Source organism: Pseudoalteromonas sp. G5_S1_14_S5 (assembly GCF_054968605.1).
In genome coordinates this window covers 1-2,802 of sequence record NZ_JBQKUM010000156.1, presented here as the reverse complement: position 1 = coordinate 2,802, position 2,802 = coordinate 1, and the positions used below count along the sequence as shown (strand labels likewise).

Genomic DNA, 2,802 nt, shown 5'->3' with positions numbered 1-2,802 from the left:
TTAAACATAAAAGTCCGATATTGGTACGCCAATATCGGACTTTTTTATCTCTACAGGTTAGTCATGATGTAATGAAAACAAGGAATCAAGATCATCTGTAGTCCCAAGAATGCCAACAGATACTGAACAGTTTCATTTTTGGACTTCTCAACCTTTTTGTTCACATACGATTGAGAGACGGGATCGATTTCATTAATCGAATCTTTAAATGCTTGGGCAAGTAATACCGCTCTCTTCTCTGGAACGCCTGCGTTAATCAGTGTGTTAGATAATTTTCTGACGTCTACTCGTACCATTTTATACACCAATAATTAAATTTAGAGCATGAAATCTATCATAGAGAACATGCTCCATCTCACATCAAAAAGAATCGTTTGTTTTAAGTTTATTCTTAGTTTCAACCTGTTTTATTTTCATTATCTTTTTAATATCAGTATTTGCAGTTAGCTATATATATTGATGCACAGATTGATCAATGTTTAGGTTAGCTAAACGATTGTTAGAAAAGTATTGATTTTTACAAACATATCTATTCAGGTATATTGGTTGTTGAAGTGATTAACAAGGTGATGACGATGAGCAAACTCGATAGATACTGCGAACAAATCAACCTAGAACTAACGGAACAAGATGTTACCCGCCTGGTTGGAGCAAGCCTATGTTTGGCAAGCGGGTTGCTACGCTCTCGGCTGTGCCTTTATATACCTTGCGGGTAACATATTGATTTTAATAAAAAAGGCCAAGCGATGAACGCTCAGCCTTTATCTTTTATGCCCTACTAGAACAAATAATTTTCCAGATAAAGAGAAACTTTAGCAATAACAAAAGTAAAGTATTTTATTAGCAACCTAAACCATTATTAGTCATTTAAAGTTCTGTGCTTACAACGATAAATATCTGCAACTACAGAGGTTGGAGCTCCATTGTCTACTTCCAATATTTTTGTTATATGAAACCTATTTCCTCCTAACATATACGCTTCGTTAGCAATGTCTACTTCTAATTGCTCTGGTGAAGTTTCCTCAAAAGTCTTCGTAGTAAGGATCTTACAGCTAGTATTTTCTACTTCAGAAAAAGCAACTGGCGAAACACTTTGAGCCCCAGGCAACAACTTCATCGTCGCATCAGAAGTGGAGCGATGCGCTGATTCACATGAATAGAATTGAGCTACAACACTACTTGGTCTTCCTCTTCTAGTTTCTACTACTTCAGATATACTGTAGTGATTTGCTCCGGCTAGGTAAGCTTCATTTTTCAAAACAGGAACAACATTATTTGGATGGGCATCTTCAAGTACATAAACATCGATAGTTTCACAGCCCTGATGCGACGCGCTTGTTTCCGAGATAGAAGTAACTGATGTGGCTTCTGGCATAACAGGAATTTTCCGAGTCACACAGCCATTAAGCAAAGTTAAGATAACAAATAAAAAAGTAAATTTTTTCATAAAAGAGCTCTAAAATATTTGGCAAATACAATGTCAATCGTTTCACCAATATCAAACATTATAAGTAATTGAATATGTTGGTACAATTTTCAAAAAATAGCTAACACTTGTTTCATATCTATTTTTAAAAATAAACGCACATCTTGCTATCTTAAAATTATAGTCAAAATACAAATTCTATTTTAATTAAATTTCGTAGAGTAGTCTAATTAATTCCTAAAAAATATGGCCATAGCCACAGTTAGGGGGGCGTACTCTTCACAATCAGGCTTCTTGTATAGCAAGATGATAATAATTCGAGACATGAGCGATGTAGGGCCTCTTCATTCTATTTAACACGTAAGCTGTTAACAGACGATTTATCTTACTAGCACTATCGTAAACTGATAAAAAGAGCAATTGTACCGTAACTTCTCAACTAATTCTGTATAGCTTTGTAACTTAAATAGTTACATAGTGCTGGAACAGCAAAACAAACAGCTCTACACCTAGGCTGTTATTTTGAAAAATATAATAGCCACCGAGGGGGAAGGTGGCTATTAGCTCAAGCAGGCCTTTAGTAACTTTGTTACGAGTTACCTAAATCAGCACAACCTTATTACTGTGCTTAGTAACGCATGCTGAAGTCTTTTACTATCTAAGGTGTCCACGTAATTGTCGTATCGTTGTTCAAGAATCCAGAGTTAGAGCTGTTCAGAAATACTTGATTGGTATTCGGATAGTAGCTTACGGAGGTGTTTGGAAAGTTCTCCTCTACTCTATCCACTTTGAGTTTATACTCTGTGGATTGCCCTGAATGTTTGTATGACATTTCAATCTCGGAGTTATCACAGGACAAGTATTCATCTATTCCAGAAAAATTGAACCTAAGATGACAAACCAGTTTATCGCTTAACTCTATTACGTAGCCAAGATTCTCATAGGTATCCCCTCTAGCATCAGATTGGTCTTCAAAAACAGATACTGTAGCAAAGCTCAACGCATTACCCGCATCATAAAAGATAGTGACAACATCATTACTTACTAAATATGTTTTTCTGTCTATGCTTTTCAACTCTTTGTTCTTTCCAGACATGACACTTTTTAGCTCGTCTATACTTGCGGTTGTTGAAAGGTCAAGGCCATCGAAGATATCTTGAACGACTTCATCGTAAAAGACCGATACTAATCTCGCCGTGTTTTCAACACTTTCAACATCAACATTACCGTTGTCTTTCAAATTTAAGATGGCTGTGTTTGCTGCTAGCTCTGGTGAATATGGCGCTTGTGGATCTTCATTTGCGGTAACAGTTGTCGAGCTACCACCACCTCCGCCACCACAGCCAAATAAACTGACACCTAATAAGGCTAAGAGG

3 protein-coding genes are annotated in these 2,802 nt (G+C 36.5%); all 3 read right to left on the bottom strand.

All coding sequences use genetic code 11. The features are described 5' to 3' along the window. Positions 1-50: 50 nt before the first annotated feature. Entirely contained in the window at positions 51-296 is a 246-nt protein-coding gene (locus tag ACTRWI_RS22190) for a hypothetical protein (protein WP_499133864.1), read from the bottom strand. A 563-nt stretch (positions 297-859) separates the two neighbouring features. Beyond that, positions 860-1,447: a hypothetical protein gene (locus ACTRWI_RS22185; protein ID WP_499133863.1), complete on the bottom strand. Its 588-nt coding sequence runs from the start codon at positions 1,445-1,447 to the stop codon at positions 860-862. Positions 1,448-2,084: 637 nt separating this feature from the next. Next, positions 2,085-2,802 (bottom strand): hypothetical protein (locus ACTRWI_RS22180; RefSeq protein WP_499133862.1); only part of this gene is annotated, 718 nt, incomplete at its 5' end.

What these genes read in the sequence shown, in the direction of transcription:
- ACTRWI_RS22190 (WP_499133864.1), bottom strand. Translation starts at nt 296, where the DNA reads ATGGTACGAGTAGACGTCAGAAAATTATCTAACACACTGATTAACGCA.
- ACTRWI_RS22185 (WP_499133863.1), bottom strand. Translation starts at nt 1,447, where the DNA reads ATGAAAAAATTTACTTTTTTATTTGTTATCTTAACTTTGCTTAATGGC.